This is a genomic window from Burkholderia sp. KCJ3K979 (assembly GCF_016759955.1).
Lineage (GTDB): Bacteria > Pseudomonadota > Gammaproteobacteria > Burkholderiales > Burkholderiaceae > Burkholderia > Burkholderia orbicola.
This window is the reverse complement of record NZ_JACFYV010000043.1, coordinates 1-14565: the sequence shown is the minus strand read 5'-3', so window position 1 is coordinate 14565 and position 14565 is coordinate 1. Positions and strand designations below refer to the sequence as shown.

Sequence of the window (14565 nt, the reverse complement as noted above, 5' to 3'; positions counted from 1 at the left end):
TTCACCGGTTTCATCCGCCGCACGCGCCGTGCCCGCCGGGCCGGGCGGCCGGCATCGTTCATGGAGATCATCATGCGCAGCATCCGCTTCGACACCCCCGCCGCCGACATCGAGTCGCTCGACGCGCGCGTCCGGGACATCGCCCCACCCGTACCGGCCGACGGCCAGATGCTGATCGAGGTGCGCGCGGCCGGCGTGAACCCGAGCGACGTGAAGGCCGCGCTCGGCCGCATGCCGCATGCGGTGTGGCCGCGCACGCCGGGGCGCGACTGGGCCGGCATCGTGCGCAGCGGCCCCGACAACTGGATCGGCGCGCCGGTGTGGGGCTCGGGCGGCGATCTCGGCGTCGGGCGCGACGGTTCGCATGCGGAATGGCTCGTGCTGGACGCCGCGCACGTGCGCCGCAAGCCGGGCGTGCTGACGCTCGAAGAGGCGGCCGGCGTGGGCGTGCCGTTCGTCACCGCATACGAGGGCCTGCGCCGGGCCGGCATGCCGACGGCCGACGACGTCGTGCTCGTGTTCGGCGCGAACGGCAAGGTCGGCCAGGCCGCGATCCAGCTCGCCACCGCGCGCGGCGCGACCGTGATCGGCGTCGAGCGCGGGCCCGGCGACTATCGCGGCCATGCGTCGGGCGACGTCCCCATGATCGACGCATCGAGCCGGACGGTGGCCGACGCGGTACGCGAATTGACCGGCGGCCACGGCGCGGACATCGTCTACAACACGGTCGGCAGCCCGTATTTCGAAGCGGCGAACGCGTCGATGGCGATCGGCGCGCGGCAGATTTTCATCTCGACGATCGAGCGCAGCGCGCCATTCGACATCTTCGCGTTCTATCGCGGCCAGCACACGTTCGTGGGCATCGATTCGCTGCAGCTCGGCCCGGCCGCGGTCGCGCAGATCCTCGACACGCTCGCGCCCGGCTTCGGCAACGGGACGCTGCGCCCGTTCCCGATCGGCGACGACTACGTGTACCCGCTCGAGCGTGCGCACGACGCGTATCGCGCGGTGCTGGCCGGTGCGCGCGCGCGCGTCATCCTCAAGCCCTGACACCGAACCCCACGGGAGACCGCCATGATGGATTACGTGACCTCGCTCGCGGTGGGCGTCGGCGTCGGTGTGTTGTACGCGCTGCTGCACGTGCGCTCGCCGGCCCCGCCGCTCGTTGCGCTCGTCGGCCTGCTCGGGATGGTGATCGGGGAACGCGCAATCGCGCTGCTGCGTTGATGCGTCGCCCGATGGCGCGCTAGCGATCGTCGCGGCGCCGGAACGCCCACCACGCGGCCAGCGCGGTGAAGCCGGCAACCAGCAGCACCATCAGCCAGAAGCCGTGCTTGTTCTCCGAGAACGGCACGCCGCCGACGTTCATCCCGAAGAAGCCGGCGACGATGTTGATCGGCAGCGCGATCACGGTGACGAGCGTCAGCGTGAACAGCGTCCGGTTGTTCTGCTCGTCGAGGCGCGACCCGATCTCTTCCTGCAGCAGCTTGATGCGCTCGTTGAGCCCCGCCAGATCGGCGAGCACCAGCGAGAACTCTTCGGTCGACTCGCGCAGCTCCTGCACGTCTTCCGTATGCAGCCACGCGGGCGGCTTCGCGAGCAGGCGGAAGATCGAACCGGGTTCGGGCGCGAGCATGCGCTGCAGGCGCGTCAGCGTGCGGCGCATCGCGCCGAGCTCGATGCGGCTCGACGTGAGCCGCTGCGACAGGAAGCGATCCTCGATGCGGTCGACGTCGACGCTCGTGCGCCGCATGATCTGGATCAGCAGGTCGGCCTGGTCGCGCAGCAGGTGCACGAGCAGCTCCGCGGGCGAGCGGAACTGCTCGCCGTCGCGCACGCACGCGCGCAGCGTGTCGACCGAGCGCAGCGGCTTGAGCCGCGCGGTCACCATGATGCGCCGCTCGACGTGGACGAACAGCGTCGCGATCTCCGACGGCGTGAGCTCGAGGTTGAACATCACGTCGTTGACGATCGCGCGCAACGCGCCGTCTTCCTGCTCGATGCGCGTCGAGCGCGAGCCTTCGTGCAGGAATTCGAAGAAGCTGTCGGGCAACCCGAGATGCGTGCGCATCCAGCGCTCGCTCGCGCCGTGCGCCAGATTGAAATGCAGCCAGACGAAATCGCCCGATGCGGCCGCGCCGTGCTCGCGGCAGGTGCGCAGCCATGCGGCGGCCGCGTCGGCATCGAGCATCGCGCCGGCGCCGCCCGGATCGAAGCGGAATCCGCACACCATGCCGGACGTGTCGGCGCCGTAAGTCTGTACGATCAGGTCCATCGTGTCGAAGGTGGTGCGGCGCGCGGCGCGCCGCACATCGCGGGTCGCGGGCCCGCGCCGGGAAAAGAAAGGAGACGTATGCCCGACGGGCGTGACGCGCTCGTGACAGTGTCACACGGCATCATACCGGCAGCTTCTCCTGCCCCAAAAACAACGCGCCGCCCAATGGGCGGCGCTGACAAGAAAGACCTCGTGACGCGCGCGGCATGCGTTACTGCCGCGTCTCCGACTGCGCGGCGCTCGGGCACGCGGGGTCCTTGCCCCAGTGGCCGTCGCACACGCGCCAGCGGCACAGCTGATCCTCGAAGAAACCGCGTTCCGAACACGCCTTCACGCGCGACGCCAGCGAGCCGCCGGTCGTTGCCGACGCCTTGGTCGGCACGGCCTGCGCCTTCTCGGCGGCGAGTTTCTTGTCGGCCGGCTTCGTGCGCGCGACGAGCGCGGCGAGCAGGTCGGCATCCGGATCGTCCTTCCCGGCCGCCTTCGCGGTTCGGGTCGGCGTCGCTTCGCGGCGCTTCTTCGCCTGCGCGAGCTCGGCCTGCTGTTCCTTGCGATGCTTGCGGGCTTCGGCCTTCGTGTCGGCCTTCGCCTCGGTTTTCGTGTCGGTCTTGCCGTGAGCGGCGACCTTCGTGCTCTTCGACGCGTCGGCCTTCGCCGTCTTGGTCGTCGCCGCTGCGGCCGCCGCTGTTGCGGCGACGCCAGCTGCCGCCGCCGTGCCCGAGCCATCGTCGGCGCCGTTGGCGAGCGCGCGCGACAGCCGGCTGTTGTCCGCCGCGGAGGCGGCGGAAGCCGATGCGGATGCAACGGTCTGGGACGCCGAGTCGTCGTTGACGATCGTGGCCGGTTGCGCGGCCGATGCGGCGGACGCGCCGTTCTGCGCAACCTGCACGGCGCCGCCGCTGGCCGGCGCGGCCTTGTCCGGCGCAGCCGCCGCGGGTGCCGTCGCGGCCGCCACCGCGACGTGCGGTTCGCCCGACGACTGCTGCATGCGCCACGCGCCCCAGCCGCCGACGGCCACGACCAACGCCACCACGGCGGCGATCGGCGCCTTCAGCGAACGGCGCGGCGGCTCGGCGGGCGGCGTGACACGCCCTTCCAGATCCGCGAGAATGCGCGACTGCCGAGGTCCTCCCTCGCCTGCCGGTTTAGTATCGGACAGCAGGCTGGGCGGAGTTTTCGAATTTGAATTTTCCGGCGCACTCATTCAGCGTCTCATTGAATCCTGGTTTAATTCACCGCGATAATATAGCCCGGCCTCTCGAAGCAGCCTGATTCTAAGAGCAAGCATTGCAAAACACAATCAATTCCAATTTCCGGGGATTTCTTTGATTGCCGTCGCACTCGTCGCCTATTTCACCCTCGCCGTCGCCGTTGCGGCACTGTTGCTTTTACCGGGTATCCGCGCGACCGTTTTCGAATCCGTGGCCCAGTTTCACGGCCGTCTGACGCGCCGTGCGAACGAGCGCGCCGCACGCACGCGCAGTCAAATTGTTAAATCGGCAACCGTGACGCGCGGCGCATTAAGCGACGTGCAAAATTTACTGGTTCGGCGGCGCTTGATGATTATGGTGTCGGCAGGTATTCTTGCGACGCCGCCATTGGTGGCCATTGCGTTACGCGGTCGGCAATTATTTCAGTACGACGACACGGCGCGCGTGCCCGACGAGAAGATCGCCGCGCTGTTGCAGGGCGAACAACTCGTGCCGCCGCCGCCGTTGCCGCCGGAAGTCTTTGCCACGAAGGAAGTCGAACAGATCCGCCCGGCGCTCAAGGATGCAAGCCGCGACTGGAACCTGCTGGACCCGGATTTCCGTACGCGTTTGCTGCTGGTCTACAAGATCATGCACGAACAACATGGCTATGAAATGGCGCTGCTGGAAGGCTACCGGAGCCCGGAACGACAGAACCGGCTCGCGCAGATGGGCACGAACGTGACCAATGCGGCGGCCTTCCAGAGTTATCACCAGTTCGGGTTGGCGGCCGACAACGCATTCCTGCGCGACGGCAAGCTGGTCATTTCCGAGAAAGATCCGTGGGCGATGCGCGGCTACCAGTTGTACGGCCAGGTCGCCGAGCAAGTCGGCCTGACCTGGGGCGGCCGATGGAAAATGATGGATCTCGGGCACGTGGAATACCATAAACCCGGTTTTAAACTGGGACGCGGCAGCTAGTCAGGGCTGCCGGACAAGAAATAATGAGGGCGGCATGGGGCTTTTTAATCACCCGGCAGGAAACGATTTGGGCGGCGCAAACAATCGGGCATTCCGGTGCGCGATTTTTTCCGGCCGCCGCTTCCGTTTTAAATCTCACAGCGTCCTTTCGTTAATGCGCGCGCCTTCTCCGATGCCGCGAGCGCATTGATGCCAGCCTCCTTCACCCCGTTTGACAGCATGGCGACACATCGCGGCGCCACCCTTGCCGCTCGACGCGCCTGCGTCGCCTCACCGAATCGCACCGGAACCCTGAACGTCCTATGCAACGCATCCTCAACGTGCTGACTCATCCGCGTACGCTCTCGATCGTCGGGATCGTCGCGCTAGCGGCCATTCTGTTCATCGTCGCCGACATGCTGCAACTGCCGCTCCTGTGGGCGGCGCTCGCGTTCGCGGCGGTCCTCGCGCTGTGGCTCGTGGTCGCGCTGTGGCGCCGCTGGCGCGTGAAGCGCGCGAACCAGCAGCTCGGCCAGGTGCTGGAAGAGCAGGCGGAAACCGGCAAGATCGCCGCACCGGCCGCCGCGGCGCTCGCGCCGGACGCGAAGACGGCCGACCTCGACGTGCTGCGCACGCGCCTGTCGGATGCGGTGAAGACGATCAAGACGTCGAAGATCGGCCAGGTGTCGGGCGGCTCCGCGCTGTACGAGCTGCCGTGGTACATCGTGATCGGCAACCCGGCCGCGGGCAAGAGCAGCGCCGTGCTCAACTCCGGCCTGCAGTTCCCGTTCGCGGACAAGAACAGCGCCGTGATCCACGGCATCGGCGGCACGCGCAACTGCGACTGGTTCTTCACGACCGAAGGGATCCTGCTCGACACGGCCGGCCGCTATTCGGTGCACGAGGAAGACCGCAGCGAGTGGCTCGGCTTCCTCGGGCTGCTCAAGCGCTACCGTCCGAAGGCGCCGATCAACGGCATCATCGTCACGGCCAGCATCGCCGAACTCACCGGCAACCGCCCCGAATTCGCGATCAACCTCGCGAAGAACCTCCGTCAGCGCGTTCAGGAGCTGACCGAAAAGCTGGAAGTGTTCGCGCCGGTCTACGTGATGTTCACGAAGGCCGACCTGATCACCGGCTTCACCGAATTCTTCAGCAGCAGCGACAAGCACGAGTACGACCGCGTGTGGGGCGCCACCCTGCCCTACGAGCCCGACGACAAGCGCGACGTCGTCGCGCAGTTCGACACGCACTTCGAGGAACTCTACGAAGGGCTGAAGGAAATCAGCGTCGCGCAGCTGTCGCTGTCGCGCGGCAACCAGCTCTCGCCGGGCCAGTTGAGCTTCCCGCTCGAATTCTCGACGATCAAGCCGTCGCTGCGCGCGTTCCTCGCGACACTGTTCGAGAACAACCCGTTCCAGTACAAACCGATCTTCCGCGGCTTCTACTTCACCAGCGCACTGCAGGAAGGCGAAACCAACAGCGCGGCCGCGCAGCGCATCGCGCACCGCTTCGGCCTCGACGGCAGCGCGCTGCCGAAACCGCACAGCGCGTTCTCGAAGAACGGCTTCTTCCTGCGCGACCTGTTCTCGAAGGTGATCTTCGCCGACCGCCAGACGGTGCGCCAGTTCGCGAGCCCGACCAAGACGCGGCTGCGCTACGCGACCTTCTTCGGCTTCGTCGCGGCGCTCGCGCTGGCGTTGGGCGGCTGGACCTGGTCGACCATCGGCAACCAGCAACTCGTCGCGAACGTGCAGGCCGACCTCGACAACGTCACGCGCCTGCAGCAGGGCCGCAACGACCTGCAGTCGCGCCTGCAGGCGATGGACATCATCGAGGACCGGATCGAGCAGCTCGAACAGTTCCGCCGCGACAAGCCGCTGTCGGTGTCGCTCGGCCTGTACCAGGGCGACCGTCTCGAGCAGCACCTGCTGACCGAGTACTACAACGGCGTGCGCCAGATCCTGCTGGCCCCGGTGTCGCAGAACCTCGCGTCGTTCATGAAGGACGTGAACGCGCGCCCCGAGCAGCTCGTGCCGATGACGCGCCCGCCCGAATCGGGCGCCGTGCAGGGCGGCACGCTGCCGGTCTCGACGAACGCGGCAGGCGCCGCGCCGCAAGCCGGCGCCGTGCTGGCCGCATCCGGCACCGCGCCGGCCGCCGCCCCGCAACAGGCGGCCGCGCCGCAGGGCGGCCTCTACAGCGACGCGTCGCCGACCAACGTGCAGGACGCATACAACGCGCTGAAGACCTACCTGATGCTGTCCGACAAGCGTCACGTCGAACAGGCGCACCTGACCGACCAGCTCGCCCGCTTCTGGCGCGGCTGGCTCGAGACGAATCGCGGCAACATGCCGCGCGACGAGATGATCCGGAGCGCCGAGCGCATGATCTCGTTCTACCTGTCGCGCGTGAACGACGACGACTGGCCGATGATCGACGCGAACCTCGCGCTCGTCGACCAGACCCGCGAGAACCTGCGCCGCGTCGTGCGCGGCATGCCGGCCCGCCAGCGCGTCTACGAGGAAATCAAGGCTCGCGCGTCGACCCGCTTCGCGCCGATGACCATCGCGCGCATCGTCGGCGACGGCAACCAGGGGCTCGTGGCAGGCAGCTACGCGATTCCGGGCACGTTCACGCGCGAAGCGTGGTTCGACTACGTGCAGCCGGCGATCCGCGATGCGGCGACCAAGGAGCTGCAGGCGAAGGACTGGGTGCTCAACACGTCGACGCAGGACGACTTGACGCTCGAGGGCAGCCCCGAGCAGATCCAGAAGACGCTCGTCGGCATGTACAAGACCGAGTACGCGCAGCACTGGCAGAAGTTCATGCAGGGCATCGCGGTACAGGGCTTCACCAGCTTCGGCCAGGCCGTCGACGGGATGAACCGCCTCGGCGACCCGCAGGACTCGCCGATCCGCAAGATCCTCGAGACCGCATACGACCAGACGTCGTGGGACAACCCGTCGCTCGCGAACGTGACGATCAAGAAGGCGCAGACGGGCGTCGTGAACTGGGTCAAGCAACTGTTCACGCGCTCGCAGGCCGGCCAGATGGCGGCAGCCAACATCGACATCAACGGCAATCCGGCCGAGGTGCCGATGGGCCCGATCGGCCAGGAATTCGTCGGGCTCGCGCGGATCGTCGCGACGCATGACGGCACGTCGATGCTCAAGGGCTACATGGAGTCGCTGTCGAAGGTCCGCACGCGCTTCAACGTGATCAAGAACCAGGGCGACCCGGGGCCGGGCGCGCGCCAGCTGATGCAGCAGACGCTCGACGGCAACGGTTCGGAACTCGCCGATTCGCTCAAGCTCGTCGACGAGCAGATGCTGACGGGCCTGACCGATTCGCAACGCAAGTCGCTGCGCCCGCTGCTGGTGCGGCCGCTGATGCAGGCGTTCGCGGTCGTGATCCAGCCGGCCAGCGCCGAAGTCAACAAGGTGTGGAACGCGCAGGTCTACCAGCCGTTCCAGAGCTCGCTCGCGACCAAGTACCCGTTCGCGGCGAACGCGAAGGTCGAGGCCGGCGCCGGCGAGATCGCGCAGGTGTTCGGTCCGGACGGCTCGATCGCGAAGTTCGTCGGCACGACGCTCGGGCCGCTCGCGGTGCGCCGCGGCGACACGCTCGCCGCCCGCACGTGGGGCGACATGGGCATCGGACTCACGCCGGACTTCACGAACGGCTTCGCACGCTGGGTCGCGCCGCTCGCGGGCGGCGCCGCCGGCAGCGCGGCCGCGTCGGCCGAACCGCAGACCGTGTTCCAGATCCTGCCGCAACCGAGCACGGGCACGACGGAATACACGATCGCGATCGACGGCCAGCAGCTGCGCTACCGCAACACGCCGCCGCAGTGGACCAACTTCGTGTGGCCGAACCCGCAGGGCGCGCCGGGCGCGACGCTGTCCGCGACGACCTTCGACGGCCGCACGGTGCAGCTCGTCAACGAGCCGGGCCGCTACGGTCTCGAGAAGCTGATCAACTCGGCGCAGCGCAAGCGCCGTCCGGACGGCACCTTCGACCTGACGTGGGCACAGGGCAGCGTGAACGTGTCGGTGACGATGCGCATCATCAGCACGTCGCAACCGTCGGCCGGTGGCGGCGACCAGCCGCAGCAGCAGAGCCTGCGCGGCCTGCAGCTGCCGTCGTCGGTCGCCGACGCGAGCGCGGGCGCCGCGCAGAACGCGACGCAAGCCGGCACCGGCACGCCGGGCGCCGCGCCGGCCGTCGCGGCCGCCAACGCAACGAATGCACAGAGGGCGCAATGACGCAAACCGTACAGGCGCAAATCGCCTACTTCGGCAAGATTCCGTCGCGCGGCGACTTCGTGAAGAGCGCGCACAATCCGCAACTGCTGCAGACGCTCGATCGCTGGATCGCGCAGGCGCTGGAGTTGCTCGCGGAAGATCCGCGCTGGAAGATCGTCTACGAGGACGCGAAGCCGATGCATTTCGCGTTCCTCGGCTCGCGCAGCAAGCTCGCGATCGCGGGCCACATGGTCGCGAGCCACGACGTGTCGATGCGCCGCTTCCCGTTCCTCGGCGCGACCGCGCTCGAGGTCGACCGGCCGCTCGCGTTCCTCGCGCGCAGCCCGCTCGCGTTCGCGCGGCTGTGGTCGCGCGTCGCCGCGCAGATCCCGCCGCTGCTCGGCAAGGACGAGCCGCCCGGCGCGCTGCAGGCGCTCGGCGACACGCAGGTGCCGATCGACATCGGCGGCCCCGGCACGTCGCATGACGGCACCTTCAACGATTTCGTCGAACACCAGACGCTGTACGGCCTGCAGGAGATGCTGCTCGAAAGCGGTCATCCGGTGCGGCTGCGCGGCGCGATGCTCGCGCTCGGCTCGCTGCTGCGCCCGGTAATGCAGAGCGGCTCGTCGCACATCGAGCGCGGCCTCACGCTGCCGCTGCCGGTCGACCCGTTCTACCGCAGCCTCGTCGCCGCGTTCTGGCTCGAACTGATCGCGCCGTTCGTCGCGCAGGCCGACTTCGAGCTCGCGATCTTCATCGGCACGATCGCCGAACGCGAACGGCTCGTCATCGGCTTCAACGGCGCGTCGGCGAAGACGCTGCTGAGCGTCGTCGACCCGCAGACCTACGCCGCCCACAACATCGACATCGACGATCCCGAGTGGATCGACGCCCATGCGCAAAACGATCATCAGATCAGCAAGCTCGTCAGCTACCTCGAACAACCGCAACTCTCGCTGCGCGTCGCCATCGACGCGTTCCGCGAAGCGTTCATCGGAGGCTGACGGCATGCATCGCACGATTCAGGTCCGGCGCGCGCGCCTGTCGGCCGCCGTCTCGCCCACCCTCGCCGCGCTGTTCGCGGCCGGCCTCGTCGCGAGCGGCGCGGCCTTCGCGCAGAACACGGGCGCGACCGTCACGCCGGTCGGCAACGGCACGGTCGCGACGACCGCGCTGCCGCAGGCGAACCCGAACGCCGGCGGCGCGTCCGGCACGGTGGTGCACGGCACCGCCGGCACGATCGCGCCGCCGCCCGCGAACGCGACGCCCGGCCAGGTGGTGGTCGGCGGCAAGGTGCCCGACGAGGCGACCAAGGCCGCCGTGCTGCAGAAGCTGCGCGATACCTACGGCGCGACGAACGTCGTCGACCAGGTCGAAGTGGGCGACGTCGCGACGCCGCCGAACTGGAGCGCGAACGTGCAGAAGCTGCTCGGCGCGCAGCTCAAGCAGATCAGCAAGGGCCAGTTGAAGATCAACGGCACGCAGATCGAGATGAAGGGCGAGGTGCACAACGAGGCGCAGCGCCAGCAGCTCGCGAGCGACATGGCGAACACGCTGAACCCGACGTACACGATCAAGAACGGGCTGCGCGTGTCGGCGTCCGAACAGGGCGTGCTCGACCAGACGCTCGCGAACCGGACGATCGAGTTCGAGACCGGCAGCGCGACGCTGACGCCGCAGGGCAAGCTGATCCTCGACCAGATGGCGGCCGCGCTGGCGAAGATGCAGAACCGCACGGTCGACATCATCGGCCACACCGACAACTCGGGGAACCGGACGTCGAACATCGCGCTGAGCCAGGCGCGCGCGGATGCGGTGAAGGGGTATCTGATCACGAAGAGCATTCCGCCGCAGCAGATGACGACGACGGGGGTGGGCCCGGATCAGCCTATTGCGCCGAATGATACGGCGGATGGCAGGGCTAGGAATCGGCGGATCGAGTTCCGGGTGGGGCAGTGAACGAGGGCGGCGATTGTGCGGGCCCGTGTTCGACGCTTGACGATGGACATGAACGTTGCATTGCGCGCCGGCCGGGTCTTGCCTGATTTTGGCGATCTGCCGGCCGGTCGCGAATGAGATCACGGGCCACTCGACTGGACGCGCGCAATGCGTACGGTCGAATCCCGGGATCGGGCAGCGGGTTGCGGGGGGCTTGGGGGCAGCCACCACCTTGTGAGGGCGACCTCAGCCGCCGCTCACCATGCGCTACGGCGCGTTCCCACGCAGACGGACAACGCCCGGCGACTGCTCGAAATCCTGGATCGACATATCGAGCTGCGACGGCGGTCCATCCGCCACACCCAGTGAATAAACGTCGTCGATCAACCAAGCGTCGCCTTCCTTGACGAGGATGACGTCCGAGCGCCCCACCGAATAAGGCTTGCGGGCGCCCTTCACCATCTCGGACCAGTCGACACGGACTCGGACGCGCGATGGATCCGCGGCCAGTATCCTCACGGGACGCGTCACCTTCATTCGCACGTCGTTGCCATAGTTCGATGGATCGCTGTCGATCTCGGAGTCGGACAAGCGTACGTCGAGCATTCCAGTCACCTTGTCGGAATCGACGCACGTTCTTTTCATCAGCGCAAACAGTGCATGAGAAAAGACCGTCTTGAATGTCCTCGTATACTGCGCGTCGCGATACGCGCGGTGATGCACGCGGGGGTCCAGCGGCATGCCGTTGTCGTCGGTACGGCTGAAACGGCACGACGCGTCAGCGTGTGACAGTGAGTAGTATTGCTTGACGGTCGCCTCGATCTGCGCGGCGTCCGCCGCTGCAACGCGAGCCACCTGAGCCTCCGATGCCGCGCCCCAGGCCAGCATCGATATCGACAGGAACAACGACGCACGCAGTTTCAATTACTGAACTCCTTAACATACTTATCGAAATCGGCCTTGAGTTGCGCCATTGTGTAGCCTTGATCTTGACTCGTGCCAGGCATACATGCCCATTCGTTGCGCAGCAATGCTACGGCTTTCTCGATCTCGCCCGTTCTGACGTAACCAAGAGCCGTGGGTTGCGGCTGACCGCTCTTGTCGAAGCGGCCAGGACGCCCCTCCATTAAAAACACCGCGTAGCGATCCTGGGTAGCGGGCTGAAAGTCGGCAGGCAAAGCACCCTGCTCCGGTCGCTGCCCGGCGAGCCATGCAGCTTTAGTCATCTGATACGCGCCTTGATGATGCGCGCCATCTGGGTACGTCGACAAATCCTTGAGCGCACCTGACAGCGTGTATACGCCCTGGGACGCGTAATACGTCTTCGCGTCCCCAGCCAGTTCAAGGAACGTCTTCGCTTCCCGGCTGCGGATGATCTTCAGGAATGCCTTCATGCGCGCAAGCGGCAGCGGGTCACTGAAGCCTTGTTTCCTGTAGATTCCAATCGGTTCATAAAAGTGCCGGGTCTTACCAGGACCAGCACCACTGACACATAGATAATTGCGCTTGAAATCGCTGACATAATAGTGATACGTACGGATGTCGATATGACCTGGTTGGCCTTTCCCGTCGGCGGTTTCAGCATCGCCCATCACGTGGTATACGATCACGTCGCCGGGCAACGCCCAACGCGCGTCGGGCAATTGGCTCGTAACATTGACGAAACCCTGCGACTCCAGAAATGCTCCGGCCACCTTCGCATAGCTGCCGCCTGCTCCGGCAAACGTACCGTTCTTTTCGCGGACGAATTTGATCGCGTTTGCTTTCCAGAGCGCGACCTTAACGTACATGTAGCACTGACCACGCGACTTCTTCGTTTCCTTGGTTCCATACTGGATTGTGCCGTCTGCAATCTGCTTGAGGTTCACGACCGTGGACGACGATGGCATCGCATATGTCGTCTGCTCCTCAGCGATGTCGCTCATCTTCTTTGCGACTGCGCCAAGATCGACCTTTGCGGCTTGCTCAGAAGCGGTCGAAGAAGCGGACGCTGCGGGCCTCGCTGAGCCTGCCGATTTTCCCGCGACTGGGTTCGTATCCATCCCGAGCCAGTTCTCTATGAAATGCCAAGCAGCATTGATCTTATGCCCGGCCCAATCGCTCCACGTCTCTTCCGGCTGCGCCTGTGGATGTCCGACCGAATCTCGCTTTGTCGCAACGGTCGACGCAGTGGGTGTCCTGCCGGCCCCTCCCTTCGTTCCGGCCGGCTTAGCCATCGATGTCCTCGTACTCGTCGACGGCTTACTCACTGGCGTCGGCTGAGTGGCGGAGGCCGTCCGCGTAGACGATGTGTTCGCCGCCCCTGACGACATTCCCGGCGATTGAGTGGGCGCGGGGCTCGCAGCAGTACCGGTGGATTGCGCAGCTGTCGCATCCATCGACGAAGTCGACGCACCTACGGGAGGTGGGGAGGTTGCCGCGCCGTCCGACGCAGCTGAGGCAGTCGAGACCGGTGTCTTTTGCAGCGTACCTCCACCGGCATCGTCTGCATACGCGGGATGAGCTTCCACACCGCCATCATCCACTTGGGTTTGCGATGGAGGCTCCTTGTGCACATCGTCCTCCGCCCCGCCATGCAACTGGGTCGACGTCTTGAGGAGCATACTCGGGCTCATCATCGTGATCGTACTGTCCACGCTAGGAACCGTGAAACCCGCCACCTGCTTATAAGCGCCGGCGTCCGTCTTGACTGAGATGGAGCAATCTGCGCCGGGTGCATAAATGCTGACTGGTGCCGCCAGTCCATCAGAGTCGGTTACGCCATCGACGATGATACTTCCCGACTGCAGTCGATATCTCAATCCATCAATTGGGCTACCGTCAAGGCCAATGAAACGGCATTCGATTTTTGGCAAAGTGACTGCATCAGCCTGTTCCGTCTGCTGTTCACTCGTCTTGCTGTTTGCATCCCCCTTATCTACGCCATCCAAAGCACTTTGCGCAGCCGGGATGCTCTGGACAGCTTGATCGATCGGCGTATTCTGGTCGGCCGCAGGCGGCACCGACGAGACCGCGGAAGATTCGGTCATTTGTTCCTGCTGATGCGCCGGCCCAGCCTCTACAGCATTGGAGTCAAATGGCATTGCCTCCGTTACACCCATGTCATTGGGGGCATTTGCCTTCACATCGTCGATATTGTCCCCTTGCTCGCTCGGCGGGAACAGTCGCGTTGGTGCGTCGTCAGAATTGGTCGCCATTGTCTGCAATCCTTAAACCTGTGTCGTGTCGTCGTGTTCGGCGAAGTGGGCCGAGTCGATAAACATTCGCCACGGGTCATCGCCCACATACAGCTTCAAGTTCGATTCGTTTCGAGTAAAAACACGGCTCGTCATGCCGTTCGAATCCAACAATCCACTACTCACGACTGCGCCTGATTCATCCTTGAATGCGTAAGGTACACGCCCGAGCGGAATGCCGAATTCCTGACCCAACATCCGCTTGACTTCAACGCGCTGGCTATACACCTGTGGCGTCACCAACACTGGAAGAGCAGGCAGCGTATACGGCATGCTCGTCGGCCCGGCGAACTGGTGCTGCGCGCCCTTGAAATCGATCTTCCCCGGCGCGTGAATCTCGATGTTGCCGCCCTTGATCCGGATATACGCGCCGCCCGAGGTCAGCAGGATTTCCTGCTTGGCGGCCACGTCGACGTTCTCGGTCGCCGCCAGCATCTTCAGCGTCCTCTGCGCGGTAAGCTCGACATTGTCCGCGTGCGCCTGGACCTCGACCTTGCCCTTCCCGGCAAACAGCTTCATCCCGGCGTTCTGCGCGAACAGGCTGATGCGATCCCGGATGCCGGCGATCAGCGATTTCCCACTGGTCACGAACGTGCTTTGCCCGCTGACGATATTGGTCTGCTGCTCGCTCGCCAGATGCACCGACTGCTGCGAAGCCATCCCGATCCCCGCCGGGCTCGCGAACAGCATCACGGGTTCCTTGAACGCATTGGCAT

Annotated in this window: 10 protein-coding genes and 1 pseudogene; 6 read left to right on the top strand and 5 right to left on the bottom strand. The window is 65.7% G+C overall.

What is annotated here, in order from left to right:
• Nucleotides 1–72 precede the first annotated feature (72 nt).
• Together H3O04_RS12605 and H3O04_RS12600 are read left to right on the top strand one after the other, a co-directional pair.
• Complete coding sequence (locus H3O04_RS12605; protein ID WP_202587819.1) at nt 73–1050, top strand: quinone oxidoreductase family protein; 978 nt, start codon at nt 73–75, stop codon at nt 1048–1050.
• A gap of 27 nt (nt 1051–1077) precedes the next feature.
• Nucleotides 1078–1224 (top strand): annotated as a pseudogene (locus H3O04_RS12600) (DUF1427 family protein); the annotation flags it as partial.
• A 22-nt stretch (nt 1225–1246) separates the two neighbouring features.
• On the opposite strand, the gene H3O04_RS12595 reads toward H3O04_RS12600, so the two are convergent.
• On the bottom strand, nt 1247–2275 hold the full coding sequence (locus H3O04_RS12595; protein WP_011546564.1) for a transporter: 1029 nt from the start codon (nt 2273–2275) through the stop codon (nt 1247–1249).
• Between the two features lie 211 nt (nt 2276–2486).
• On the bottom strand, nt 2487–3479 hold the full coding sequence (locus tag H3O04_RS12590) for a phage tail protein (RefSeq protein WP_175684018.1): 993 nt from the start codon (nt 3477–3479) through the stop codon (nt 2487–2489).
• Nucleotides 3480–3600: 121 nt separating this feature from the next.
• Here H3O04_RS12590 and H3O04_RS12585 point away from each other — a divergent pair, with 121 nt between their 5' ends.
• From H3O04_RS12585 to H3O04_RS12570, 4 genes are all read left to right on the top strand, one after another.
• Entirely contained in the window at nt 3601–4446 is an 846-nt protein-coding gene (locus H3O04_RS12585; protein ID WP_011546566.1) for a M15 family metallopeptidase, read from the top strand.
• 302 nt (nt 4447–4748) lie between these two features.
• Nucleotides 4749–8693, top strand: coding sequence for a type VI secretion system membrane subunit TssM (tssM, locus tag H3O04_RS12580; RefSeq protein WP_202587806.1), 3945 nt, complete (start codon nt 4749–4751; stop codon nt 8691–8693).
• A complete protein-coding gene (gene tagF, locus H3O04_RS12575; RefSeq protein ID WP_006477085.1) occupies nt 8690–9679 on the top strand; it encodes a type VI secretion system-associated protein TagF in 990 nt (329 codons plus the stop codon). The genes tssM and tagF overlap by 4 nt, the downstream gene beginning before the upstream one ends.
• 4 nt (nt 9680–9683) lie before the next feature.
• Nucleotides 9684–10634 carry an OmpA family protein gene (locus H3O04_RS12570; RefSeq protein ID WP_054928313.1) on the top strand — a complete coding sequence of 317 codons (951 nt, stop codon included), beginning with the start codon at nt 9684–9686 and terminating at the stop codon, nt 10632–10634.
• A 246-nt stretch (nt 10635–10880) separates the two neighbouring features.
• On the opposite strand, the gene H3O04_RS12565 is transcribed toward H3O04_RS12570, so the two are convergent.
• From H3O04_RS12565 to H3O04_RS36095, 3 genes are all read right to left on the bottom strand, one after another.
• A complete protein-coding gene (locus tag H3O04_RS12565; protein ID WP_237666265.1) occupies nt 10881–11537 on the bottom strand; it encodes a hypothetical protein in 657 nt (218 codons plus the stop codon).
• Nucleotides 11534–13810, bottom strand: coding sequence for a flagellar hook-length control protein FliK (locus H3O04_RS36100; protein ID WP_237666264.1), 2277 nt, complete (start codon nt 13808–13810; stop codon nt 11534–11536). Before H3O04_RS36100 ends, H3O04_RS12565 begins: the two co-directional genes overlap by 4 nt.
• Nucleotides 13811–13822: 12 nt before the next feature.
• Nucleotides 13823–14565: DUF2345 domain-containing protein (locus H3O04_RS36095; RefSeq protein ID WP_237666263.1), on the bottom strand; the 743-nt coding region annotated here is incomplete at its 5' end.

Coding starts and splice junctions, on each gene's coding strand:
- H3O04_RS12605 (WP_202587819.1), top strand. CDS start 73: ATGCGCAGCATCCGCTTCGACACCCCCGCCGCCGACATCGAGTCGCTC.
- H3O04_RS36100 (WP_237666264.1), bottom strand. CDS start 13,810: ATGGCGACCAATTCTGACGACGCACCAACGCGACTGTTCCCGCCGAGC.
- tssM (WP_202587806.1), top strand. CDS start 4,749: ATGCAACGCATCCTCAACGTGCTGACTCATCCGCGTACGCTCTCGATC.
- H3O04_RS12590 (WP_175684018.1), bottom strand. CDS start 3,479: ATGAGTGCGCCGGAAAATTCAAATTCGAAAACTCCGCCCAGCCTGCTG.
- H3O04_RS12570 (WP_054928313.1), top strand. CDS start 9,684: ATGCATCGCACGATTCAGGTCCGGCGCGCGCGCCTGTCGGCCGCCGTC.
- tagF (WP_006477085.1), top strand. CDS start 8,690: ATGACGCAAACCGTACAGGCGCAAATCGCCTACTTCGGCAAGATTCCG.
- H3O04_RS12595 (WP_011546564.1), bottom strand. CDS start 2,275: ATGGACCTGATCGTACAGACTTACGGCGCCGACACGTCCGGCATGGTG.